Source organism: Salibaculum halophilum, assembly GCF_002094885.1.
Classification (GTDB): domain Bacteria; phylum Pseudomonadota; class Alphaproteobacteria; order Rhodobacterales; family Rhodobacteraceae; genus Salibaculum; species Salibaculum halophilum.
Window position 1 is genome coordinate 178561 of sequence record NZ_MSIT01000003.1, and the last position, 24474, is coordinate 203034.

Below are 24474 nucleotides of genomic sequence, written 5' to 3' on the forward strand. Positions count from 1 at the left end.
ACCGGCCGCCCGCGCGGCCACCTATCCGCCCGCAACCGCCTTGCCGATGCGGTCGATCATGAATTCCATGAACAGCCGCGTCTTGGGGTCTTGCCGGCGCCGGTGGGTGAACAGGCAGGCCATCTGGATCGGCTCGGGCGGGGTGTCTTCGGCGACAGGCACAAGACGGCCGGCCGCCAAGTGGTCGGCGATCTCGAAGACGGGTTTCATGGCGATCCCCTGCCCGGCCAGAGCCCAGTCGGTCAGCACGTCGCCGTCGTCGCATTCGTAGCGCCCCGAGACGCGGAACCGCTGCGGCCCCTCGGGCGTCGAGAGCCGCCACTGGAACTCGGTCGCGCCCGGAAACCGCAGCGCCAGGCAATCATGCCCGTCCGCCACAAGGTCTGCCCCGGTTTCCGGCATGCCCCGCCGCGCGATATAGTCGGGGGCGGCGCAGAGCACCCGGTCGACGTCGGCGATCTTGCGGATTCGCAGGGTGCTGTCCTCGGGCCGGCCGAGGAAAAAGGCCAGGTCCAGCCCCTCGGTCGTCAGGTCCACCTTGCGGTCGGTCAGGCGCAAGCGCACGCTGACCTCGGGGTAGTCGGCCAGGAACTCCGGTACCTGCGGCGCGATCAGCCGCCGCCCCAGCCCCAGCGGCGCGGCGACATAGAGTGACCCGCGCAGGTTCTCGGTGATGTTGACAATCTGCGCCTCGGCGCTTTCCACGGCGTGGAGGATCTCGGTCGCGCCGCGATAGAACGACTGGCCCTGTTCGGTGGCGCTCAGACTTCGGGTCGTGCGCTGGAACAGGCGTACGCCCAGATGGTCCTCCAGCTGCGAAATCCGCGAGGAGGTCACCGCCGGGGAAATCCGCAGGTCGCGGCCCGCGGCGGACATGCTGCCCAACTCGTAGACACGCACGAATGTTCGGATATTGTCGAAATAGGACATTATTTTGTTATTTTTGATGCTGCTTGGATTTTCCCGGCGATAGCAGAATAAATCCGGCGCGCCTAGTCTGCGGGCCACGGCGAAGCCAAGAGGGGGCCGCATGTACGACCTGGCAATCATCTGGGACTGGATCGCCTTCTCGTTGCGCTGGCTGCATGTCATCACCGCGATGGCCTGGATCGGGGCCTCGTTCTATTTCATCGCGCTCGACCTGATGCTGCGGCCCGCCCCGGACCTGCCCGAGGGGGCGGCCGGCGAGGAATGGGAGGTTCACGGCGGCGGGTTCTATCACACCACGAAATACACGGTGGCCCCGGCGCGCCTGCCCGAGCACCTGACCTGGCACAAGTGGCAAAGCTACTGGACATGGCTGTCGGGCGCGGCGCTTCTGATGATCGTCTACTGGGTCGGCGGTGAGCTTTACCTGCTGGACCCGACCAAGGCCGACCTGGCGCTGTGGCAGGGCATCGCGATCTCGGCGGCCTCGCTCACCGTCGGCTGGATCGCCTACGACCAGCTGTGCAAGTCGCGGCTGGGCGACACCCCCACCGCGCTGATGCTGATCCTCTTCGTTATCCTCGTGGTCATGGCCTGGGGCTATGACCAGGTCTTCACGGGGCGGGCGGCGCTGCTGCACCTCGGCGCCTTCACCGCAACGATCATGACCGGCAACGTCTTTTTCCAGATCATGCCGAACCAGCGGATCGTCGTGGCCGACCTCAAGGCCGGGCGCACGCCCGATGCGAAATACGGCAGGATCGCCAAGCTGCGCTCGACCCACAACAACTACCTGACGCTGCCGGTCATCTTCCTGATGCTGTCGAACCACTACCCGCTGGCCTTCGCCACGCAGTTCAACTGGCTGATCGCCAGCCTGATCTTCCTGACGGGTGTGACAATCCGGCACTACTTCAACACCATGCACCGCACCGGCAAGGGCCCGCACTGGACCTGGTTCGTCACGGTGCTGCTCATGATCGTGATCGCCTGGCTGTCCACCTACGACGCGGGGGAGACCCGGCAAGAGGCCGAGGCGCGCGCCCTGAGCGCGCGCGAACAACGCTATGCCGGCGCCGAGGGCTTCGAGGAGGCCTATTTCGCCGTGGTGGGCAACTGTTCCATGTGCCATGCCCGCGATCCGGCCTGGGGCAACATGCACTGGGCGCCCAAGGGCGTTCACCTGGAAACCCGTGCGGACGTGGCCCGACAAGCCGGGCAAATCTACCTGCAAGCCGGCGTCAGCCACGCCATGCCCCCGCCCAACGCGATTCAGATGGACGACGCAGCGCGAGAGACGATCGTCGCCTGGGTGCGCGAGGTGCGCGACGGCGGCTGAGGCGGGCCTTTTTTCATCGCGGCCGTTCCGTGCTATGCCCTGCGGGAAAGCCACCCCGGAGTGCCCACCGTGGCGGACGCAAGACGCCGTCGCCGCCCATCCGTGCGAGAGCCTGGCCAGATGCAAATGGACAAGACCCACCCCATGACCCCCCGACAGGCGCATGTGCCCGCGGGGGCCTTCACCTACCCGATCGACACGCCGCTGCCGACGCGCTGGTTCGGGTTCCTGCTGCTGCGCGAGTTCACGCTTCTGGCCTTCAGTTCCGCGCTCGACCCGCTGCGGGTGGCCAACCAGCTTGCCCAGCGGCCGCTTTACGGCTGGGTCGTGCTGTCGGAAGACGGCCGGCCTGTGCCTTCCTCCTCGGCGGTCGAGATGGGGGTCCACGGCGGCCTGGAGGCGCTGGACGACGCGCTGGAGCTTTTCGTCTGTTCCGGCAACCGCGGCACCGAGGTCGCCTCGGCGCCGGTGCTGGCGGCCATCCGCAGGCACGCCCGCTTCGGCGGACAGGTCGGCGGCATCTGTACCGGGGCCATGACGCTGGCCCGCGCCGGGCTGCTCGACGACAAGCGGTTCACCCTGCATTGGGAAAACCAGCCGGGCTTTCGCGAGGCCTTCCCCGACCTGACCCCCAGCCTGACCCGCTTCGAGGCGGACGGCGCGGTGCGCACCTGCAGCGGCGGGTCGGCCGCGACCGAGATGATGCTGTCGATCATCACCGAGGATTACGGCGAGGCCTTCGCCGTGGCTGTGGCCGACATGTGCCTGAACGACCCCAACCAGCGGCCGGGGCGCGAGCAGCGCTCCTCGATCGCGCGGGCCATCGACAGCCGCAATCCCAAGCTGCTGCGCGTCCTGCGCGCGATGTATGCCAACATCGAGGAGCCGCTGAGCCTCGAGGAGCTGGCCGAGGACGCCGGCGTGTCTCGCCGCCAGATGGAGCGGCAGTTCACCCAGAGCCTGGGCGAGCCGCCCGCCGCGATCTACCGCAACATCCGGCTGGACCGGGCGCATTCCCTGCTGGCCGAAACCGACATGACCGTGATGGATGTGGCGACGGCCTCGGGGTTCAACTCGGTCTCGGTGATGTCACGCCATTTCAAGCGGCGCTTCGGCATGACGCCGTTCGGCAAGCGCAACAGGCCGTAGCTTACCCGATGCGCCGCGGCGGGCGGTCGAAAATGCCACTGCGGTCGCGCGTGTCGCAGAACCAGCCGCCGGGGCCGCAGATATCGTCGGGCAGCCAGGCCTCAAGCCGCGGCAGCAGGCGAAAGATCGCCCAGTCCATTGCCATCCAGGCCAGCACTGCCAGGCCGGTGCCAAGCGCAAAGTTCCAGAACATCTCGGTCATCTGTTTCCCTCGAGGCTGCCGTAATCCGTGCTCAGCGCTTGTAGAGCAGAGTTTCACGACGCCCGCGTGACAGAAACGGCGTTATCCCAGCGCATAGCCCGCGCCGCGTACCGTGCGCACCGGGTCATCCCCGCCGTGCTGGGTCAGCGCCTTGCGCAGGCGGCCGATGTGGACGTCCACGGTGCGCGTGTCGACATAGATGTCGCGGCCCCAGACCCGGTCGAGAAGCTGTTCGCGCGACCAGACCCGACCGGGTTTTTCCATGAAGGTGGTCAGCAGGCGGAATTCGGTCGGGCCGAGCTTGAGCAGCCTGTTCGACCGCTTGACGCGGTGCGTCTCGCTGTCCAACTCAATGTCGTCGAAGACCAGAACCTGCCCCACGGTTGCAGGGCGCACGCGCCGCAGCTGGGTACGTACCCGCGCCAGCAGCTCGGACACCGAATAGGGTTTGACGACATAGTCGTCCGCGCCGGTTTCGAGGCCGCGGACCTTGTCCACCTCCTCGGAACGGGCCGAGAGCATGATGATGGGCACGCCGCGCGTTTCGGGCCGGGTCTTTAGCTGGCGGCAGACCTCGATCCCCGAAACCGTGGGCAGCATCCAGTCCAACACGATGACGTCCGGTACGTCCTCTTCCACCATCATCAAGGCCTGTTCGCCGTCCTCGGCCCGGGTGGTGCGAAACCCCTCGGCTTCGAGGTTGTAGCCGAGGACTTCGCGTTGCGCCAGTTCGTCCTCGACCACAAGAACATGTGGCTGGGTGGCAGGGGACATGGGACTTACGTTTCGCCGGAGATGAAGGCCGTCTCGTCGCTCTTGGGGCGGCTGTCATCGGGTATGTCGCCGGTGACGACATAGACAACCTGTTCGGCCATGTTGGTGACGAGGTCCCCCATACGTTCGACGTTCTTGGCAATGAAGTGCAGATGCATGCAGGCCGTGATGTTGCGCGGGTCCTCCATCATGAAGGTCAGGAACTCGCGGAACAGCGCGTTGTACATCTCGTCGACTTCCTCATCGCGCTGGCGAACGTCCTCGGCCAGTTCGACGTCGCGGCGCACATAGGCATCCAGCGTGTCCTTGAGCATGCGCTGGACTTCTTTGGACATCCGCTTGAGCGACTTGTCCGGGCCGCTGATCGGGCGCTGGTCGGCCAGGACCTCGGTGCGCTTTGCCAGGTTGCGGGCATAGTCCCCGATTCGCTCGAGGCTTGCCGAGAGCTTGAGCACGGAAAGCACAACCCTGAGGTCACTGGAGACCGGCGCCCTCAGGGCGATGGTCCGCGCGGATTCCTCGTTGATGCGTTCCTCCAGTTCGTCGATGGCCGCGTCGCCCTTGCGCACCTGTTCGGCCAGTTCGGTGTCGCGGGTCGTGACGGCCTTGGCCCCGTCGAGGATGGCGGCCTCGACCAGCCCGCCCATCTTGACCATCAGCGCCTGGATCGCCTCGAGGTCGCGGTCGAAAGCCGAGGAAATGTGTTCCTGGTTCATGATATCACCCGATCCGCCCGGTGATGTAGCTTTCGGTACGCTCATCCTCGGGGTTGGTAAAGATTTTCCCGGTCTCGCCGTATTCGACGAGGTTGCCGAGGTGGAAAAACGCCGTCTTCTGGCTGACGCGGGCGGCCTGCTGCATCGAGTGCGTGACGATGACGACGCAGTAATTCGCGCGCAACTCGTCGATCAGTTCCTCGACCTGGCTGGTCGCGATCGGGTCCAGCGCCGAACAGGGTTCGTCCATCAGCAGCACCTCGGGCTGGGTCGCCACCGCCCGGGCGATGCACAGCCGCTGCTGCTGGCCACCCGACAGGCCCGTGCCGGCGGTGTCGAGGCGATCCTTCGCCTCGTCCCAGAGCGCCGCGCGGCGCAGCGCGGTCTCGACGATTTCATCCAGCTCGGCCTTGGTCGCGGCCATGCCGTGGATCTTGGGGCCGTAGGCGACGTTCTCGTAGATCGACTTGGGGAACGGGTTCGGCTTCTGGAACACCATGCCGACCTTGGCGCGCAGTTGCACCGGATCAACCTGCCTCGCGTTGATGTCCTCGCCATCGAGGTGGATATCGCCCTCGACCCGGCAGACATCGATGGTGTCGTTCATCCGGTTCAGGCAGCGCAGGAAGGTGGACTTGCCGCAGCCCGACGGCCCGATGAAGGCGGTCACGGTCTTGTCCTCGATATCGACGCCCACGTCCTTGATGGCGTGATTGTCACCGTAGTAGACCTGCACGTCGCGGGCCGAGATCTTGATGTCGTCCATATCCACCGCTCTTTCAATCAGTCGCATATCGTTCATGGTCGGTCCCCTTTACCAGCGGCGCTCGAAACGCTTGCGCAGGAAGATGGCCAGCGCATTCATAACAACAAGGAAGGTGAGCAGCACGCAAATCGCCGCTGCCGTCTTGGCTTCGAAGGCACGCTCGGGAAAGTCGGACCAGCGGAACACCTGCACCGGCAGGACCGTCGCGCTGTCCGTGATACCCGAGGGCACGTCGACGATGAAGGCCACCATACCGATCAGCAGAAGCGGCGCGGTCTCGCCCAGGGCGGCGGCCATGCCGATGATGGTGCCGGTCAGGATGCCGGGCATCGCCAGCGGCAGGACATGGTGGAACACCGCCTGCACCTTCGAGGCGCCAACGCCCAGCGCGGCCTCACGGATCGAGGGCGGCACGGCGCGCAGGGCGGCGCGCGCGGCGATGATGATCGTCGGCAGCGTCATGAGGGCCAGCACGATACCGCCCACCAGTGGCGCCGACCGCGGCATCCCGAAGAAGCTGAGGAACACCGCCAGGCCCAGCAGGCCGAAGACGATCGACGGCACCGCCGCAAGGTTGTTGATGTTGACCTCTATGAAGTCGGTGAAGCGGTTTTTCGGCGCGAATTCCTGCAGGTAGATCGCCCCGAGCACACCCACCGGGAAGGTAAGGCTGAAGGTGACGATCATGGTCCAGAACGAGCCCACGACCGCGCCCCAGATACCGGCCAGTTCCGGTGCGCGGCTGTCGGCGGCGGTGAAGAACCGGGTGTTGAAAACCCGCTCGATCAGGCCGGCCTCCTTCAGGGTCTCGGTCCAGGCGATCTGGTTGTCGCTGAAGGGGCGGTCGGCCTCGGGCGAAGGCATGATGTGAAAGGACCAGTTTTCGCTGTCCTCGATGGGCAGGTCGACCTGCGTTAGCATTTCGCCTGTTCCGCTCTGGCGGTTCACTTCGGTCAGGTGCATCCAGCCCCCGCCGGCCTTGAGGAACAGCGACACGTTCTCCTCGTCCACCTCCTCGGCGCCGCCGGCCCCCTCGGCACGGGCGACAAGCGCCTCTGCTTCGGCAAGCAGGGCGTCGCGCTTCTCGATCGCGTCGGCTTGGTCGGCGAGGTTTTCCTCGCGTTCTTCCGCCGTCTCGGCGGCATCGGCGCGTTCGCCATAGACATTCACAGCGTTCTGCTGGCGGTCGGCCTGGGCGCGCAGCCTTTCGGCGTCGTCGTAAAGCTGCGCCTTCACCTGCCGCAGAGCGTCGGCAAAATCGTTCGCGCTGGACGACACGGCAAGGCTGCCGTCCTCGAGCTGCGACACCGAAAGCAGCCCGTTGACCGGCTGTTGGTCGAGCTGCCCGTAGGCGCCCTGCTTGTAAAGGTCCAGCGTGTCTGACCCGATCAGGTCGAAGTTGATGCTCTGGCCCAGAAGGTCCGGGGTCGCCGCAACATGATCGGCCAGCTCGAAACTGGCCCCGCCCGAGACGAGATCGTGCAGTTCGCGCAACTCCTGCCGCCCGGTGGCGAGAGGGAACCGCTGCTCGAGGCTGCGGTCGATCAGGGCGTCGAAATCGGCGCGGCGGATGGTTTCGGGGTCCGAACTCGGGGTGACCTCCAGAAAGTCGGTGTCGAGCCGGATTTCCTTGTCGAAATAGGTGGTGAACAGGGCACCGCCGGCCTGGAAGACGACCGTGGACAGCAGCGCGATCAAGGCTGCCGCGGCGATGCCGATGGCCGAAAGGCCGTAGATTTTCAACCGCAGCTCGGCGCGGCGGCGCTTGCGCAGGCGCGCGGACCCGGCGGCAAGGCTGCCGGGGCGCGGTGCTGCGGCGGGGCTATCGGAGGCGAGGTCAGCCATGATCGTTTCCCGTCAGTCGTAGGCTTCGCGGAAGCGGGCAACCAGCCGCTGGGCGAGCATGTTCATCAGAAGTGTCATCACAAAGAGCGTGAAACCGAGCGTGAAGGCCGGACCGGCGGCCGTCTCGGCCTCGGTGTCGCCCGTGATCAGCGCGACGATCTGGACCGTCACGGTCGTCATCGCCTCCAGCGGGTTGCCGGTCAGGTTGGGCCCCTGCCCCGCGGCCATGACCACGATCATGGTCTCGCCGATGGCCTTGCTGACGCCGAGCACGATGGCCGAGACAATACCGGGCAACGCCGCCGGCAAGACAACCTTGCGGATTGTTTCGGCCTTGGTGGCGCCGAGGCTCAGCGAGCCGTCGCGCAAACTCTGCGGGACCGAGGTGATCACGTCGTCGCTGAGCGACGAGATGAAGGGGATGATCATGATTCCCATCACCAGCCCGGCCGCGAGCGCGGATTCCGAGGCTACGCGGATGCCGATCGCTTCGCCGGTGTCGCGCAGCAGGGGCGCGACGGTGATCGCGGCGAAGAACCCGTAAACAACCGTCGGGATACCGGCGAGCAGTTCCATCACCGGCTTGACCACGGCGCGCACGCGATGGTTGGCAAAGTCCGACAGGTAGATCGCTGCGAAGAGGCCCACGGGCACTGCCACCAGCATGGCGATCAGCGTGATCATCAGGGTGCCCGCGAAGAGCGGCACGATACCGACCTTGTCAGCGTCCATCTCGCCCTCGAAGACGCCGGACAGCGGGCTCCAGGTGGTGCCGAACAGGAATTTGTGCAGCTGCCAGTCGATGGCGTTGAAAAAGCGGACGGTCTCGAAAATCAGCGAGAACACGATTCCGATGGTCGTGAGAACGGCGACCGTCGCCATAACGGCAAGGCCGCGTCGAATTATGGTCTCGGACTGGACGCGGGCGCGCGCCTCGACGGTGATGCCCTTGTAGGTCCACCAGGCCGCGGCGGCCGCTCCGCCGAGGGTCGCCAGAACGGTCAGCCATAGCCGCGTGCCGTTCATCCAGGAAAAGGCGCCGGCAATCCGTTCGCGCAGCGGGTCCATCTCCGAGGACACCGCCCCCTGGGCAAAGCTCCGCGCATCAGACAGGACGAGGTTCCACTGCAGCGGCCCCTCGTCGGGCAGGGCATCGCTGATCCGGGCCATGAGAACCCGCTGGATCAGCGCCTCGCCCACCACCGTCAGGACGATCAGCGCACCCCAACCGGCGATGAGGACCCACAGGGCGCTGTGCAGGCCGTGATGCTGCGGGCGCGAATGCAGCCGCTGCCCGGCGGCCGTCGACAACGCCGTCGCGCGCTGGCGCGCCGTGACATAGGCGGCCGCGGCCGCGACGGGAACAAGCAGGAAAAGAGCGAAGAGCATGCAGGAACCCCGGTGGTTCCGACCCGGCAGGACAATCGGGCCGTGCTTGAGTGAAAACGCCGGGGGCGGCGCAGCGCCCCCGGCCAGGTCCGATCAAAGGGATCAGTAGGTGTCGGTGGTCAGCGCCGGCAGGTTCTCGATGGCGTCGAGGTTGGCCTGCTGCATGTCCTCCGAAACCGGGATCATGCCGAGCTCGACGAGGTAGCCGTCGGGACCTTGGGCGCTCACGAATTCACGGGCATAGTCCAGGACGCCGGGGATCACGTCGACGTGGGCGTGCTTGATGTAGAAGTACATCGAACGCGACACCGGGTAGGCTTCCGAGGCGATGTTCTCGAAGGTGGGCTCGACACCCTCGATCACGGTGCCCTGCAGCGAGTCCTGGTTCTGGTCCAGGAACGAGAAGCCGAAGATGCCCAGCGCGCGGTCGTTGGCTTCCAGCTTGGAGACGATCAGGTTGTCGTTCTCGCCGGCTTCGACATAGGGGCCGTCTTCACGGATCTCCATGCCGGCGCCTTCGCAGTCTTCGCCACCGGCGTCTTCACACCCAGCTGCCATCATCAGCTCTTCGAAGGCGTCACGGGTGCCCGAGGTCGGCGGGGGGCCCAGCACTTCGATTTCCTCGGCCGGCAGGGCCGGGTCGATGTCGGACCACATGGTCGGCATCGGGCCTTCGGCGGCCAGGGCTTCCCAGACCTGCGCCTTGCTCAGCTCGTAGGCAGGGCCGGATTCGGCATTGGCCATGACGATGCCGTCATAGCCGGCCACGACCTCGGTGAACTCGACGCCGTTCTCGGCGCAGGTCTCGACCTCGGACATCTTCACACGACGCGAGGCGTTGGTCACGTCGGGATGCTCGACGCCGACACCGGCGCAGAACAGCTTCAGGCCGCCGCCCGAGCCGGTCGATTCGACGACGGGGGTGTCGAAGTCGGTGGAGTTGCCGAACTGCTCGGCCGCGGCCGTGGCAAACGGGAAAACGGTGGACGAGCCGACGATGCGGATCGTGCTGCGCTCCTGCGCGGCCACCGCGGTGGCCGAGACGGCAGCGATCGCCACGGCAGAGGCGGTCATTTTTGCAAGCGACATGGGATACTCCTGATATTGTCTTGCAGGCGGTCAGCCGCGAGCCGACTGACCTTGGGCCGCAGGGCTAAGGATTGCCGATGATGCTTATGCAACAGTTATATGACGGTTTTGTAACAGCCCCGGCGGCGAGGCCCGTCCGCAAAGGATTTTTCGCCGGGTTGCCGCGCGGCCTTGCAGGGTTGACGCGGGGTTTACCACCGGCGGTTGTCGACCCCCGCGCAGGAACCCCCGACGCCCGGACCCCGGCTCGAATCGTTGCCCGCGCGCACCCGGGATTGACGCGGCGCGCGCCCCGGTCCAACGCTTGCCGAATGACCGATCTGACCACCTGCATTGACGAGCTGCGCACCCTCGTCGGTTTTCCGACCGTTTCGGCGGACAGCAACCTCGGGCTGATCCATCATGTTGCCGGCGTGCTGGAACACCACGGCGCGCGGGTCGAGGTGCAGCATGACGCCAGCGGGCAGAAGGCCAACGTGCTGGCCACCTTCGGGCCCGATCGCGACGGCGGCATCGTGCTGTCGGGGCATACCGATGTCGTGCCGGTGGCCGATCAGCCCTGGAGCAGCGATCCGTTCGAGCTGACGCAAGCCGAGGGCAAGCTGTTCGGCCGCGGCACCTGCGACATGAAGGGCTTCATAGCCGCCTGCCTAGCGCTGGCGCCCCGGTTTGCCGCGGCGGCGCAGACCCGCCCGTTGCACATGGCCTTTACCTATGACGAGGAGGTGGGATGTCTCGGCGGGCAGGCGCTGGTCGCCCGGCTGCGCGAGACGGGCCTGCGGCCGGCGATGGCGATCATCGGCGAGCCGACCGAGATGCGCGTGATCGAAGGGCACAAGGGCTGCTTCGAATACACCACCCGGTTCACCGGGCTGGAAGGGCACGGCTCGTCGCCCGACCTGGGCGTCAACGCCGTGGACTACGCCGTTCGCTACGTCACCCGGCTGCTGGACTTGTCCGACCGCCTGCGGGACCGGGCGCCGGAGGGGTCGGCTTTCGACCCGCCCTGGAGCACCATCAACACCGGCGCGCTGCATGGCGGCATCGCGCACAACGTCATCCCCGGCATGGCCGAGGTGGAGTGGGAGATGCGCCCGGTGCAGGCCTCCGACGCCGAGTTCGTGAAGGCCGATCTGGCCACCTACGTGTCCGACACGCTGCTGCCCGCCATGCGGCGGGTGGACCCGCGCGCGCGGATCGAGACCGAGACCATCGCCGAAGTCGAGGGCCTCGCGCCCATGGACGACAATGCCGCGCGCGATCTGTGCATGGAACTGACGGGCGCCAATGGCTGTGGACTGGTGCCCTTCGGGACCGAGGCCGGGCTGTTCCAGACCCTGGGCTGTTCGGCGGTGGTCTGCGGGCCGGGGTCCATCGCGCAGGCGCACAAGCCCGACGAATATGTCGCGGTGGACCAGCTCGAGGCCTGCCTGGCGATGCTGACCCGGCTGACGCGCAAGGTGTGAGACGTCGTCGGGGGGCGCTGCCCCCCGTCGCGCAAGCGCGACTCCCCCCGCGGTATTTGGCACCCAAAGAAGCCGGGCGCGCGTTAACCTTGAATTGTCGGCGAATTCAGCCCGATTCCAGCCGTTTCAGGATCGGGCAATCGGGGCGGTCGTCGCCGTGGCAGGCGGCGACGAGGTCGGACAGGGTCGCGCGCATCTCTTCAAGACCGGCGATCTTTTCCTCGATTTCGGCCAGGTGTGCCTTGGCGATGGCGCGGACATCGCCGCTGGCGCGGTCGCGGTCCTCCCACAGGGCGAGCAGCCCACGGCAATCCTCGATGGAGAATCCCAGGCCCCGGGCCCGGGCGAGGAAAGCCAGCTTGTGGACATGGGTGCGGTCGAAACTGCGATAGCCGTTGTCGGCCCGGTCAGGGGTGACCAGGCCGATGTCCTCGTAGTAGCGGATGGTCTTGGCCGGCAGGCCGGTGCGGGTCGCGACCTCCTTGATGTTCATGACAGAGCCTCCGTCTTTACGCGGCGCAGGCGCAGCGCGTTGGTGACCACCAGCACCGACGAGAGCGCCATGGCCCCGGCGGCAAGCTGCGGCGACAGGAGCGGGCCGTCGAAAACGTAGAGCAACCCCGCCGCGACGGGGATCAAGGCAACGTTGTAGCCGAAGGCCCAGCCGAGGTTCTGCCAGATGTTGCGCAGGGTGCGGCGGCTGATCTCGACCGCCTCGGCCACGCCGCCGGGATTGCCCGAGACCAGCACCACGTCGGCGCTTTCCACGGCGACATCGGTGCCCGAGCCCATGGCGATGCCGATATCGGCGGCCGCCAGCGCGGGGGCGTCGTTGATCCCGTCGCCGACGAAGGCCAGCTTGCGCCCGCCCTGCTGCAGATCGCGGACGGCCGCGACCTTGCCGTCGGGCAGGACACCGGCGACGACATGGTCGATGCCCAGCTCGGCCGCGATGGCGCGGGCGGCCGGTTCGCTGTCGCCCGAGATTAGCGCGGTTTGCACGCCCCACGCATGCAGGGCCGCAACGGTGGCCCGGGCCGTGGGCTTGAGCGTATCGGCCAGGCCCAGCACCCCGGCGGGCACCCCGTCGATGGCGACCATGACGACCGTGCGCCCCTCGCGGGCCAGCGCCTCGGCCTGCTCGGTCAGGCCGCCGGCGTCCACGCCGGCCTGCTCCAGCATCCGGGCGTTGCCGATGGCCACGGACCGGCCGTCCGCCGTGCCGGACAGCCCCTGCCCCGGCACCGCCTGCACATCACTGGCCTGTGGCAGGTCCAACCCGCGCACCTCGGCGGCGGCGACGATCGCCCCTGCGAGCGGATGGTCCGAGGCGGACTCGACAGCGGCGACGGTGGCGAGGAAATCGTCCTCGTCCCCCTTGCTGGCAACATCGGTCACCTGCGGCGCGCCCATGGTCAACGTGCCGGTCTTGTCGAAGGCCACGACGTCAACTGATTGCAGGCTTTGCAACGCGTCACCGCGGCGGAACAGCACGCCGAGGTCAGCCGCCCGCCCTGTGCCGACCATGATCGACATCGGCGTCGCCAGCCCCATGGCGCAGGGGCAGGCGATGATGAGCACGGACACCCCCGAGACCAGCGCGAAGGGCAAGGCGGGCGCAGGCCCGACGGCCAGCCAGAGCGCGACGGTGACGAGCGCCACGCCCATGACGACCGGCACGAACCACGCCGTGATGCGGTTGACGAGGTCCTGCACCGGCAGACGGGTGCCCTGCGCCTCTTCGACCATCTCGATGATCCGGGCCAGCATCGTGTCGGCGCCCACGGCGGTGGCCCGCATGACGAGGGCGCCGTTGCCATTGACGGTGCCGGCGACGAGCGCGGCGCCAGCCGTCTTTTCCACCGCGACGGGTTCGCCCGTTACCATGCTTTCGTCGACGAAGGAACGGCCGTCGATGACCTCGCCGTCGACGGGGATGCGGTCCCCGGCGCGCAGGTACACGCGGTCGCCGCGCACGATCTCGCCGACGGGCACCTCGCGGATCGCGCCGTCGCGGTCGACGCGGGCGGTGTCGGGGCGCAGCCCCACCAGCCGCTTGATCGCCGCGCCGGTGCGACCCTTGGCGCGCGCTTCCAGCCAGCGGCCCAGCAGGATCAGCGTGACGATCACCGCCGCGGCCTCGAAATAGACGGCCACCGTGCCCGCGGGCAGCCAGCCGGGGCGGAAGGTCGCAACGCTCGAATAGGCCCAGGCCGCGCCGGCGCCCATGGCCACCAGCGCGTTCATGTCCGGCGCCCGCCGCATTAGCGCGGGCAGGCCCTTGGCGAAGAAGATACGGCCCGGCCCAGCCAACACCAGCGTGGCCAAGACGAACTGGATCATCCAGCTGGCCTGCATCCCGATCGTGGCGGCGATAGCGTCGTGCAGGGCGGGCACCGCATGGCCGCCCATCTCGACGACGAAGATCGGCAGGGTCAGGATGGCAGAGACCACGACGGAGCGGCGCAGGTGACGGATCTCGGCGCCGACGGTATCCGCGGCGGTGGTGCCGGTCTGCACCGGGCGGGCCTCGTAGCCGACGGACTTGACCGCCGCGATCAGCGGCGCGGTGTCCTTGTCCAGCGTCGTCACCGCGGCGACGCCATCGGCCAGGTTCACGGTCACCCCCGTCACGCCGGGCACCTGCTCCAGCGCAGACTCCACGCGCGCCACGCAGGAGGCGCAGGTCATCCCCGCGATCTCCAGCCGCTGTCGGTGCGGCACCGCCGGGTAGCCCGCCGTGTCGAGCGCGCGGCTGACCTCCTGGGCATCGCCACCCTCTAGGGCAACGCGCGCCGACTTTGTGGCCAGGTTGACCTCGGCCCCGGATACCCCGGAAACCCCCTTGATGGCGGTCTCGGCCCGGCCCACGCAGCCGGCGCAGCTCAGCCCGTCGATCTCGAAATCCAGTCGTTGAACAGTCATGCAAGTCCCCTTTCGACAGGGGATATAAAGGTTCCAGTAATGGGAAGGTCAAGCCCCGCGCGACGAAACAGGGCCCGGGGCACCGGGCGGCGGTCAATCCACCTTGACCCGGCCCCCGCCGCCCGCGCAGATTATCGGCGAAAGCGTCGGCCACCGCGCCCGGCCGGGCGGTGCCGCGCAACCCCGGAAAGGCCCCGCATCATGGACGGCACGCTCAGCCCCAACGACATTTCCCGTGTGGTCGAGGCCGACCGCGCCAACGTCTGGCACCACCTGGTACAGCACAAGCCCTTCGAGACCGGCGCGCCGCGCATCATCATCGAGGGCCGCGGCATGCACGTCTGGGACCAGGCCGGCAAGGAGCACATCGACGGTGTATCCGGCGGGGTCTGGACGGTGAACCTCGGCTACGGCCGCGAACGCATCGCCAATGCCGTGCGCGACCAGTTGATCAAACTGCCCTATTTCGCAGGCGCGGCCGGCACGGTGCCCGGCGCGCTGTTCGCCGAGAAATTGATCGACAAGATGCCGGGGCTGTCGCGCGTCTATTACTGCAACTCCGGGTCCGAGGCGAACGAGAAGGCCTTCAAGATGGTGCGCCAGATCGCGCAGAAGCGCCACGGCGGCCGCAAGCACAAGATCCTGTATCGCGACCGCGATTACCACGGCACGACCATCGGCTGTCTGTCCGCGGGCGGGCAGGATGAACGGGGCGCCCAGTATGGCCCCTTCGCGCCCGGTTTCGTGCGCGTTCCGCATTGCCTGGAATACCGCAAGCACGAACAGGACGGCGCGCCCGAGGAACACTACGGCGAATGGGCCGCCGACCAGATCGAACAGGTGATCCTGCGCGAAGGCCCCGACACGGTCGGCGCGCTCTGCCTCGAACCGGTCACCGCCGGGGGCGGCGTGATCGTCGCGCCCGAGGGCTACTGGCCGCGGGTGCAGGAGATCTGCCGCAAATACGATATCCTGCTGCATATCGACGAGGTCGTCTGCGGCGTGGGCCGCACCGGCACCTGGTTCGGCTACCAGCACCATGGTATCGAGCCGGATTTCGTCACCATGGCCAAGGGCGTGGCCAGTGGTTATGCCGCCATCGCCTGCTGCGTGACTTCGGAACGGGTCTTCGAGATGTTCAAGGACGATGCCGAAGACCCGCTGAACCATTTCCGCGACATCTCGACCTTCGGCGGCTGCACCGCCGGCCCCGCGGCGGCGCTGGAAACGATGGCCATCATCGAGGACGAGGACCTGCTGGCCAACACCCGCGCCATGGGCGACTATATGCACGACCAGTTGCAGGCCCTGGCCGAGCGGCATGCCGTCATCGGCGACGTGCGCGGCAAGGGGCTGTTCCTTGGCGCGGAACTGGTGGCCGACCGCGACAGCCGCGAACCGGTGGACGAAAAGCTGGCCGGGCAGGTCGTGGCCGAGTGCAACGCACAGGGCGTCATAATCGGCGTCACCAACCGATCGGTGCCCGGGCGCAACAACACGCTGTGCTTTTCGCCCGCCCTGATAGCGACGCGCGACGACATCGACCGGATCGTCGCGGCCACAGATACCGCGCTGGCCCGCGTTTTCGGATGACCGACCCGCTGATCACCGGCCAGCGGAGCAACGAACACGGCCAGCCCGTGGGCCTTCCCATGGCGCAGACCGCCGACTGCCCGCACCCCACACGCGCGCCGATGGCGGGGCGGTACTGCAGGCTCGACCCGCTTGATCCTGCCCATGCCGGGGCGCTGCACGCGGCCTTCGCCGAAGATCACAGCGGCGCGCTGTGGACCTACATGCCGCACGGCCCATTCGACAGCGCCGCGGCCTTGCAGGACTGGATCGCGCGGGCCGCCGCGGGCGACGATCCGCTGTTCTTCGCGGTCATGGTGGAGGGGGCGCCGCTGGGTCTGGCCAGTTATCTGCGGATCAAGCCTGCGGCCCACAGCCTCGAGACCGGCTGGATCACCTTCGCCCCGCGCCTGCAAGCCACCCGCGCCGCGACCGAGGCCCATTACCTGATGATGGCGCGCACCTTCGCGCTGGGCTATCGCCGGTACGAATGGAAATGCGACGCGCTCAACGCCGCCTCGCGGCGGGCGGCCGCGCGGCTGGGCTTCACCTACGAGGGCACCTTTCGCAAGGCGACGCATTACAAGGGGCGCAACCGCGACACCGCCTGGTTCTCGGTTATCGACAGCGACTGGCCGGCGGTGCGGGCCCGGTTCGAGGCCTGGCTGGACCCGGCGAATTTCACCGCCGCTGGCGCCCAGCGGCGCCGGCTGGGCAGCGCTGCGTCGACGCAGCGCGCTCGCGCTCGGTCGACCGAGCGCCCGCCCTGTTGATGCCGCAGCGCCGGGGACACACCGATCCGTCACCCAGAGGAGCCGCCATGACGCCGCCGTATCCCTTCCTGTCTACACGCGCACCGCGGACGCCGCAGCGCCTGCTGGACCAGGCCCGGGGCCTGCCGCGCCCCCGGGTGGCGCTGGTCAACGCCGGCGCGGCGCACCCCCTCGCGGGAGTGCGCGAGGCCGCCCAAGCCGGCCTCGCCGAGCCTGTCCTGATCGGCGACCGCCCGAGGATCGAGGCCGCCGCCGATGAAATCGGCTACGACATCGCGGGGCTGCGCCTGGTCCACGCCCCCCGCGCCGAGGCCAGCACCCGGGCCGCCGACCTCGCCCGCGCGGGCGAGGTCGATGCCATCATGAAAGGGCAGGTCCATACCTCGACTTTCCTCAAGGGTCTCCTGCCCGCCGCCGCTGGGCTGCGCGACCGCGACACCCGCTGCGGCCATGTGTTCCATATCACGGCCCCGGGCAGCGACCGGCCGCTGCTCATGACCGATGCCGCGCTGAACGTGGACCCGGACGTGGAAACCCGCCAGGCCTGCCTGTCGCTCGCTGTGCAGCTGTCCGAACTTCTGGACGTCGAACGGCCCCGCGCCGCCCTGCTGGCCCCGACCGAGGACCCGATCCCGTCGGTCGCCAACACCATGGAAAGCGCGGCCATCGCGACCTGGGCACGCGATCACCTGCCCGATGCGGACGTGGCCGGACCCATGGCCATGGACCTGATCCTGTCGCGCGAGGCCGCCCGCATCAAGGGCTACGACAGCCCGGTGGCGGGGGATGCGGATATCATCCTGACGCCCAACATCACCACCGGCAACGCCATCTTCAAACTGATGGTGCTGGGCATGGGCTGCTGCGCAGGCGGGCTGGTGATGGGGGCCAGGGTGCCGATCCTGCTGACCTCGCGCAGCCAGGCCGCCCCGGCACGGCTGGCCTCGGCGGCGCTGGGCATGATCGTGGCGGCGGCCGGGTGATGCTGCTGGTGCTCAATACCGGGTCATCCTCGATCAAGATGGCCCTGTTCCGCCCCGACCTGGAGCAGGTGTTGGAAGGCCAGGTCACCGCAATCGGCGGGCAAGCGCGGCTGAGCCTCGGCGCAGCCAAGAAGCGATTGGATGCGACCAGCCATTCCGCGGGGATCGCGGCGATCCTCGACGCGCTGGAGGATCAGGGCATCACCGCCACCGACATCACCGCCGCGGCCCACCGGGTGGTCCATGGCGGCACGGCGCTGACCGCGCCTGCCCGGCTTGACGACGCGGCCATCGCCGCGATCGAGGCCAACGTGCCGCTGGCCCCGCTGCACAACCCGCCGGCGCTTGCGGGCATCCGGGCGGTGACCGAGACCCTGCCCGATCTGCCGCAATACGCCAGTTTCGACACGGCCTTTCACGCGGATCAGCCCGCGCTGGCCACGACCTACGCGATCCCGGCGGCGTGGCGCGCCAAGGGGCTGCGCCGCTACGGGTTCCACGGGCTGTCCTACGCGGGAATGGTGGCGCAGTTCGGCGATGCCCTGCCGGACCGCCTTCTGGCCCTGCACCTTGGTGCGGGCGTCAGCCTTTGTGCCATCCGCGACGGGACATCGCTGTCCACCTCGATGGGGTATTCGCCGTTGTCGGGGCCGACCATGGCCACCCGGTCGGGCGACATCGACGGCATGGCGGTCCTGCGGATGGCCGAGGAGATCGGCATCGCGGCGGCGGGCCACCTGCTGAACACCGACAGCGGGCTTGCGGCCCTCGGCGGCACCCCCGACATGCGCGACCTGCTGGCCGACGACTCGGATGCGGCACGCTTTGCCGTCGATCACTTCGTCTGGTCCGTCACCCACCAGGCCGGCGCCCTGATCGCCGACATGGGCGGGGTGGACGCCGTGGCCTTTACCGGCGGCATTGGCGAGCACTCGGAAGAGATTCGCCGGCGGATCATGGATCGCCTCGCCTGGGTCGGCCCGCTGCCCGTGCATGTCATCGCGGCCGAGGAAGAGCGCCAGATCGCCCGCGACGCGCTGGCCGTGATCGGCCGGGAGGGCTGAAATCGACCGCCCCGCCCGACAATTCCGACCCGTCAGACCGCCTGCCCCCTATGGCCATCCGGGCCAATTGATATACAATTGATGCAGGGAGGAGCCTGACCGATGGCAAAGGACCAGCCGCATCTGGACACGTCGCCGCATGTCTCGGACGAGGTGCGCAAGACGACCTGCTACATGTGCGCCTGCCGCTGCGGGATCAACGTGCACATGAAAGAGGGCAAGGTCGCCTATATCGAGGGCAACCGCGACCACCCTGTGAATCGCGGCGTGCTCTGTGCCAAGGGCAGCGCCGGGATCATGCAGGTCAACGCGCCCTCGCGGCTGCGCGCGCCGCTCAAGCGGGTCGGCCCGCGCGGGTCGGGCGAATTCGAGGAGATCAGCTGGGACGAGGCGCTCGAGATCGCCACCGGCTGGCTGAAACCCCTGCGAGAGACCGCCCCCGAAAAGCTGGCCTTCTTCACCGGGCGCGACCAGTCGCAAAGCTTCACCGGGCTCTGGGCGCAATCCTTCGGCACGCCCAACTATGCCGCGCACGGGGGCTTTTGTTCCGTAAACATGGCGGCGGCGGGCATCTACACCATGGGCGGGGCCTTCTGGGAATTCGGCCAGCCCGACTGGGACCACACGAAACTGTTCCTGCTGTTCGGCGTGGCCGAGGATCATGACAGCAACCCCATCAAGATGGGCATCGGCAGGATCAAGGAACGCGGCGCGCGGATGATCGGCGTCAACCCGATCCGGTCGGGCTACAACGCCGTGGCCGACGACTGGTTCGGGATCACGCCGGGCACCGACGGGCTGCTGATCATGGCGCTGATCCACGAGCTGATGAAGGCCGGCAAGGTGGACCTCGACTACCTGGCGCAGTTCACAAATGCCGCCTGCCTGGTCGACAGCGACCCGAAATCCGACAGCCACGGGCTGCTGCTCAAGGACAGCGAGGGCCAGCCGCAGGTGATCGACCGCCGCACGGGCCAGCTTGCGCCCTGGAACGGACAAGGCGTGCAGCCGGACCTGAGCGCGACCCACCGCCGCGCCGGTGTCACCCACCGCCCCGTGTTCCATGCCATGGCCGACAGGTTCCTTGATCCGCAATGGGCGCCCGAGGCCGTTGCCGACCGGACGGGGATCAGCGCCGACCGCATCCGCGCCCTGGCCGCCGAGCTGGCCCGCGTGGCCTTTGACGAGGCCATCGCGCTTGACCGGGAATGGACAGATTTCCGCGGCATCACGCACGACCAAATGATCGGCCGGCCGGTGTCCATGCACGCCATGCGCGGTATCTCGGCCCATTCCAACGGGTTCCAGACCGCTCGCGCGCTGCACACGCTGCAAATCCTGCTGGGCTCGGTGGAAACGCCGGGCGGCATGCGCTTCAAGCCGCCCTACCCCAAACCGCACACGGGGCACCCGAAACCCCATTGCAAGGTCACGCCGGGCGCGGCGCTGGACGGCCCGCACCTGGGCTACCCGCAAGGCCCCGAGGACCTGTGCCTGACGCAGGCTGGCGGCCCGGCCCGCATCGACAAGGCGTTTTCCTGGGACAACCCGCTGTCGGCGCACGGGATGATGCACATGGTCATCTCCAACGCCCATGCGGGGGACCCCTACAGGATCGACACGCTGTTTCTCTACATGGCGAACATGTCGTGGAATTCGTCGATGAACACCCGCCAGACCATGGATATGCTGACAGACACCGACGCCCACGGCGATTACGTCATTCCACGGATCATCTATTCGGATGCCTACAGTTCGGAAATGGTGGCCTATGCCGACCTGGTGCTGCCCGACACGACCTACCTGGAACGCCACGACTGCATCTCGCTGCTCGACCGGCCGATCAGCGAGGCCGACGCGGTGGCCGACGCGATCCGCTGGCCGGTGGTGGAACCAGACCGTGACGTGCGCGCCTTCCAGTCGGTGCTGTGCGATCTCGGCGCGCGGCTGGGCCTGCCCGGCTTCGTCAACGCCGATGGCAGTCGGAAATACGCCGACTACGCCGACTACATGACGAATCATATCCGCCGCCCCGGCATCGGGCCGCTGGCCGGCTGGCGCATGGGCGAGACCGGCCTGCAGCACGGGCGCGGCGAGCCGAACGCGGGCCAGATCGACAGCTATATCCGCGAGGGCGGTTACTGGATGGAACACGTCCCCGAGGGCGCGGCCTATTACAAGCCCTTCAACAGCGCCTATCAGGACTGGGCGGTGCGGATGGGCTTCTACGACAGCCCGCAACCCTACGTCTTCTCGCTTTATTCCGAGCCGCTGCGGCGCATGCAGATGGCCGCCGAGGGCAAGGGCGCGCACCAGCCGCCCGAGCACCTGCGCGCGCGGCTGAAAACCCACATGGACCCGTTGCCCTTCTGGTTCGAGCCGCTGGGCGACGAAACGGCCCAGGGCTACCCGCTTCACGCCCTGACCCAGCGGCCCATGGCGATGTATCACTCCTGGGGGTCGCAGAACGCCTGGCTGCGCCAGATCCACGGGGTGAACCCGCTCTTCGTGCCCACGAAAATCTGGCAAGAGCACGGCTTTGCCGAGGGCGACTGGGCGGTGGTCTCCTCGCCCACCGGGTCGATCACCGTGCCGGTGGCCCACATGGCCGCGCTGAACGAGAACACCGTCTGGACGTGGAACGCCATCGGCAAGCGCAAGGGCGCCTGGGCGCTGGACGCCGACGCCCCCGAGGCAACCAAGGGCTACCTGCTCAATCACCTGATCCACGAATTGCTGCCCGAAAAGGACGACGGGATGCGCTGGTCCAATTCCGACCCGGTCACGGGCCAGGCCGCCTGGTTCGACCTGCGCGTGAAAATCGCCAAGGCCCCGGCCCCGCAAGAGGCGCAACCGGCCTTCGCCCCGGTCGCCTCCCCCGTGCCGCCCGCGACGGAAACACTCGCGTGGAAGGTCGGAAAATGACCGTTTGTCTTCTGGCCTTAAATATCCCGGGGTCTGGGGCAGAGCCCCAGTCCGGCGGGCGCAAACCTTTTAAGGAGCGAACATGACCGCCTTGCCCGAAACGACCGACCGCAAGCTCGGCCTTGTCATCGACCTGGACACCTGCGTGGGCTGCCATGCCTGCGTGATCTCCTGCAAGGGCTGGAACACCGAGAACTACGGCGCGCCCCTGGCCGATACCGAACCCTATGGTGCCGATCCCTCGGGCACCTACCTCAATCGGGTGCACAGCTACGAGATCCAGCCCAACGACGGCCCCGCCCAGCTGGTGCACTTCCCCAAGTCCTGCCTGCACTGCGAGGACGCGCCCTGCGTGACGGTCTGCCCCACCGGGGCCAGCTACAAGCGCAGCGCGGACGGCATCGTGCTGGTCAACGAGGCCGATTGCATCGGCTGCGGCTTGTGCGCCTGGGCCTGCCCCTACGGCGCGCGGGAAATGGACCCGACCGCGGGCGTGATGAAGAAATGCACCCTCTGCGTCGATCGCATCTACAACGAGAACCTGCCCGAAGAGGACCGCGAGCCGGCCTGCGTGCGCACCTGCCCGGCCGGGGCGCGGCATTTCGGCGATTTTGCCGACCCCGACAGCCATGTCAGCAAACTGACGGCCGAGCGCGGCGGCATGGACCTGATGCCTGAACAGGGCACCAGGCCGGTCAACAAGTACCTGCCGCCGCGTGCGCGTGACGCGCAGATGCAACCCCCGGCGCTGAAACCCGTGGCCGAGGATGCCAAGGGGTTCGTCGGCTGGCTGGACAAGGCGCTGTCCAGGGTCGGGGGCGGCTGATGCATCCCGCGCCGTCGGTTATCCTGTTCACCTCGCTTTCGGGGCTGGGCTTCGGGCTGCTGGTCTGGCTGGGGCTGGGGGTGCTGGCGCCCACGGGCTGGGTCGCCTTCGTGTTCTTCACCATCGCCTATCTGCTTGCGGTGGGCGGACTCATGGCCTCGACTTTTCACCTGGGCCACCCGGAACGGGCGCTCAAGGCCTTCACCCAGTGGCGCACCAGCTGGCTCAGCCGCGAGGCCTGGGCCTCGGTCGCCGCCCTCGTGATAATGGCGGTTTACGGCGCGGGGCTGGTGTTCTTCGACAACCGCTGGGCGGTGCCGGGCTATCTCGGCGCCGCGCTGAGCCTGTTCACCGTCGTCACCACCTCGATGATCTACGCGCAGATGCGCACGGTGCCGCGCTGGAACAACCCGACGACTCCGGCGATGTTCCTGTCGTTCAGCCTGGCGGGCGGGGCGCTGCTGGCCGGGCAGGTCACGCTGGCCGCGGTGTTGCTGGCGCTCGCGGGTGCCGCGCAGGTGGCGCACTGGGCGGTGGGCGACCGGGCGCTGGCGGGCTCGGGCACGACCATGGCCAGCGCCACCGGGCTGGGCGATCGCGGCGCGGTGCGCAGCTTCGAGCCGCCCCATACCGGCACCAACTACCTGATGGATGAATTCGTCCATGTCGTGGGCCGCAAGCACAGCCGCACCCTGCGCGCCATCGCGCTGGTCTCGGGCTTCGGGCTGCCGATCCTGATCCTGCTGGCCGGCGCCGGGCATATCCTGGCCGCGGTGGCGGTGCTGCTGCACCTGGCGGGTGTCTTCGCCGCGCGCTGGCTCTTCTTTGCCGAGGCCGAACATGTGGTTGGTCTCTATTACGGAAAGCGTTAGCGTTACCGCGACCGTTCCAAGGCAAGGCCCGCCATGATCCACGACGAAACGCAATGCACGCTCGGCGAAGGCCCGCTCTGGCACCCCAAGCGGCAGGAACTGTTCTGGTTCGACATCCTCGGCAAGCGGCTGCACCGCAACGGCCAGCACTGGCAGTTCGACGATTACGTCTCGGCGGCGGGCTGGGTCGACGACGCGACGCTGCTGGTGGCCGATGCCGCGGGTCTTTTCCTGTTCGACCTCGAAACCGGCGCGCGGGAGGATCTTGTCGCGCTGGAGGCCGACAACCCCGCCACCCGATCCAACGACGGCCGCGCCGACCCGCACGGCGGGTTCTGGATCGGCACCATGGGGATCAAGGCGGAACCGGGCGCGGGCGCGATCTTTCGCTATTACCGCGGCGAGTTGCGGCAGCTTCACGCGGGCCTGACCATTCCCAACGCGATCTGTTTCAGCCCGGATGGTGGCCATGTCCATTTCACTGACACGCCGACGCGCCGCATCCTGCGCCAGCGCCTGTCCGCGCGCGATGGCTGGCCCGAGGGCGCGCCGGAACCCTGGCTGGACCTGGCCGCCGAGGGCCTGAACCCCGACGGGGCCGTGATCGACGCCGCGGGCAATTTCTGGAACGCCCAGTGGGGGGCCGGGCGCGTCGCCTGTTACAGCCCCGACGGGGGCTTTGCCGGGGCAGTGGAATTCAACGTCACGCAGACAAGCTGCCCCGCCTTTGGCGGGCCCGACCTGAAAACGCTGTTCTGCACCTCGGCCGCCGAGGGGCTATCGGACCCTGACCCGGACGACGGCAAGACCTTCTCGACCCCGGTCGCGGCGACGGGGCAGCAAGAACACCGGGTCATTCTCTGAGGGAGGGC

At 67.9% G+C, this 24474-nt stretch carries 20 protein-coding genes and 2 pseudogenes; 11 read left to right on the top strand and 11 right to left on the bottom strand.

Annotated elements, in window-relative coordinates; genetic code table 11:
* Positions 1-21: 21 nt before the first annotated feature.
* Positions 22-930, bottom strand: a complete 909-nt coding sequence (locus BU124_RS03805; protein WP_084861119.1) for a LysR family transcriptional regulator — start codon at positions 928-930, stop codon at positions 22-24.
* 100 nt (positions 931-1030) lie between these two features.
* Between BU124_RS03805 and BU124_RS03810 the strand changes: the two genes are divergently transcribed.
* Both BU124_RS03810 and BU124_RS03815 read left to right on the top strand, forming a co-directional pair.
* Positions 1031-2266: a urate hydroxylase PuuD gene (locus BU124_RS03810; protein WP_084861120.1), complete on the top strand. Its 1236-nt coding sequence runs from the start codon at positions 1031-1033 to the stop codon at positions 2264-2266.
* 144 nt (positions 2267-2410) lie between these two features.
* Positions 2411-3415 (top strand): GlxA family transcriptional regulator, encoded by a 1005-nt coding sequence (locus BU124_RS03815; protein WP_143529870.1) that lies wholly within the window; start codon positions 2411-2413, stop codon positions 3413-3415.
* A 1-nt stretch (position 3416) separates the two neighbouring features.
* Here the strand turns inward: BU124_RS03815 and BU124_RS03820 are convergent, their stop codons facing one another.
* From BU124_RS03820 to BU124_RS03850, 8 genes and pseudogenes are all read right to left on the bottom strand, one after another.
* Positions 3417-3617, bottom strand: a complete 201-nt coding sequence (locus BU124_RS03820; RefSeq protein ID WP_084861122.1) for a hypothetical protein — start codon at positions 3615-3617, stop codon at positions 3417-3419.
* Between the two features lie 81 nt (positions 3618-3698).
* A complete protein-coding gene (gene phoB / locus BU124_RS03825) occupies positions 3699-4391 on the bottom strand; it encodes a phosphate regulon transcriptional regulator PhoB (RefSeq protein ID WP_084861123.1) in 693 nt (230 codons plus the stop codon).
* 5 nt (positions 4392-4396) lie between these two features.
* Positions 4397-5107, bottom strand: coding sequence for a phosphate signaling complex protein PhoU (gene phoU, locus BU124_RS03830; RefSeq protein WP_084861124.1), 711 nt, complete (start codon positions 5105-5107; stop codon positions 4397-4399).
* A 4-nt stretch (positions 5108-5111) separates the two neighbouring features.
* Positions 5112-5909 carry a phosphate ABC transporter ATP-binding protein PstB gene (pstB, locus tag BU124_RS03835; protein WP_084861125.1) on the bottom strand — a complete coding sequence of 266 codons (798 nt, stop codon included), beginning with the start codon at positions 5907-5909 and terminating at the stop codon, positions 5112-5114.
* A 12-nt stretch (positions 5910-5921) separates the two neighbouring features.
* A pseudogene (gene pstA / locus BU124_RS14975) lies at positions 5922-6731 on the bottom strand (phosphate ABC transporter permease PstA); the annotation flags it as partial.
* 501 nt (positions 6732-7232) lie between these two features.
* Positions 7233-7718 (bottom strand): annotated as a pseudogene (locus BU124_RS14980) (DUF3333 domain-containing protein); the annotation flags it as partial.
* Between the two features lie 12 nt (positions 7719-7730).
* A complete protein-coding gene (gene pstC, locus BU124_RS03845) occupies positions 7731-9107 on the bottom strand; it encodes a phosphate ABC transporter permease subunit PstC (RefSeq protein ID WP_084861127.1) in 1377 nt (458 codons plus the stop codon).
* A gap of 102 nt (positions 9108-9209) precedes the next feature.
* The gene (locus BU124_RS03850) at positions 9210-10196 is read right to left on the bottom strand and encodes a substrate-binding domain-containing protein (protein WP_218775093.1); all 987 of its coding nucleotides are present in this window, start codon (positions 10194-10196) and stop codon (positions 9210-9212) included.
* A gap of 311 nt (positions 10197-10507) precedes the next feature.
* On the opposite strand from BU124_RS03850, the gene argE reads away from it, so the two are divergent.
* The gene (gene argE, locus BU124_RS03855; RefSeq protein ID WP_084861128.1) at positions 10508-11662 is read left to right on the top strand and encodes an acetylornithine deacetylase; all 1155 of its coding nucleotides are present in this window, start codon (positions 10508-10510) and stop codon (positions 11660-11662) included.
* A 106-nt stretch (positions 11663-11768) separates the two neighbouring features.
* Here the strand turns inward: argE and cueR are convergent, their stop codons facing one another.
* Together cueR and BU124_RS03865 are read right to left on the bottom strand one after the other, a co-directional pair.
* Complete coding sequence (gene cueR / locus BU124_RS03860) at positions 11769-12155, bottom strand: Cu(I)-responsive transcriptional regulator (RefSeq protein ID WP_084861129.1); 387 nt, start codon at positions 12153-12155, stop codon at positions 11769-11771.
* Positions 12152-14587, bottom strand: coding sequence for a heavy metal translocating P-type ATPase (locus BU124_RS03865; RefSeq protein ID WP_084861130.1), 2436 nt, complete (start codon positions 14585-14587; stop codon positions 12152-12154). The genes cueR and BU124_RS03865 overlap by 4 nt, the downstream gene beginning before the upstream one ends.
* Before the next feature lie 201 nt (positions 14588-14788).
* Between BU124_RS03865 and BU124_RS03870 the strand changes: the two genes are divergently transcribed.
* The 8 genes from BU124_RS03870 to BU124_RS03905 all read left to right on the top strand — a co-directional run bounded on the left by BU124_RS03870 (position 14789) and on the right by BU124_RS03905 (position 24466).
* On the top strand, positions 14789-16180 hold the full coding sequence (locus tag BU124_RS03870; protein WP_084861131.1) for an aminotransferase family protein: 1392 nt from the start codon (positions 14789-14791) through the stop codon (positions 16178-16180).
* Positions 16177-16932 carry a GNAT family N-acetyltransferase gene (locus tag BU124_RS03875; protein ID WP_084861132.1) on the top strand — a complete coding sequence of 252 codons (756 nt, stop codon included), beginning with the start codon at positions 16177-16179 and terminating at the stop codon, positions 16930-16932. The genes BU124_RS03870 and BU124_RS03875 overlap by 4 nt, the downstream gene beginning before the upstream one ends.
* Before the next feature lie 47 nt (positions 16933-16979).
* Entirely contained in the window at positions 16980-17915 is a 936-nt protein-coding gene (locus tag BU124_RS03880; protein ID WP_084861133.1) for a phosphate acyltransferase, read from the top strand.
* A complete protein-coding gene (locus BU124_RS03885) occupies positions 17915-18979 on the top strand; it encodes an acetate/propionate family kinase (protein ID WP_084861134.1) in 1065 nt (354 codons plus the stop codon). The genes BU124_RS03880 and BU124_RS03885 overlap by 1 nt, the downstream gene beginning before the upstream one ends.
* A gap of 102 nt (positions 18980-19081) precedes the next feature.
* A complete protein-coding gene (locus BU124_RS03890; RefSeq protein ID WP_084861135.1) occupies positions 19082-21904 on the top strand; it encodes a molybdopterin oxidoreductase family protein in 2823 nt (940 codons plus the stop codon).
* Between the two features lie 82 nt (positions 21905-21986).
* Positions 21987-22730, top strand: a complete 744-nt coding sequence (locus tag BU124_RS03895; RefSeq protein ID WP_084861136.1) for a 4Fe-4S dicluster domain-containing protein — start codon at positions 21987-21989, stop codon at positions 22728-22730.
* Positions 22730-23602 carry a dimethyl sulfoxide reductase anchor subunit family protein gene (locus BU124_RS03900; protein ID WP_084861137.1) on the top strand — a complete coding sequence of 291 codons (873 nt, stop codon included), beginning with the start codon at positions 22730-22732 and terminating at the stop codon, positions 23600-23602. Before BU124_RS03895 ends, BU124_RS03900 begins: the two co-directional genes overlap by 1 nt.
* Positions 23603-23635: 33 nt before the next feature.
* Positions 23636-24466 (top strand): SMP-30/gluconolactonase/LRE family protein, encoded by an 831-nt coding sequence (locus BU124_RS03905; protein WP_084861138.1) that lies wholly within the window; start codon positions 23636-23638, stop codon positions 24464-24466.
* Positions 24467-24474: the final 8 nt, after the last annotated feature.